Below are 351 nucleotides of genomic sequence, written 5' to 3'. Positions count from 1 at the left end.
TTTGTCTTGGCAAAATGGACGAAAACCGCTCGCTCCCACATCAGGCCCTACGCTGCGCTCCGGGTCCCCTCCTTCCGGCGCCTTTCGCGGCCATCGCGGCCTACGACTTGCTGCGCAAGTCTTCACCTCGCGTCTTCGGCTGTCGCCGAAGGGTGCTGCGCACCTGGCCGCTACAGGCACCTCCACTCGGCCTGACAAGGTCGCACCTTGTGTCGTCTGAACTGGCGCGCAAGAAGAGCAAAAGCCAGAGCAGGAGCAACAGCAACAAGCTCCAGCTTTGGCTTTGACCTGTTGGTGCAGTCTTTGATTTCGAAGATGCGCCCGTGCAGGCGCCACCCGTAACTCGCGACG

Annotated in this window: 1 protein-coding gene; it reads right to left on the bottom strand. The window is 61.5% G+C overall.

Going from position 1 to position 351, the window contains the following annotated elements; genetic code table 11:
* Positions 1 to 170: 170 nt before the first annotated feature.
* On the bottom strand, positions 171 to 351 hold a 181-nt coding region (locus ACODSK_RS32705; RefSeq protein ID WP_489022303.1), incomplete at its 5' end, for a hypothetical protein.

This window comes from Pseudomonas sp. FG98 (genome assembly GCF_057808595.1).
Note: the sequence above shows the minus strand (reverse complement) of the source record. Positions and strands in the feature narration are given on the sequence as shown.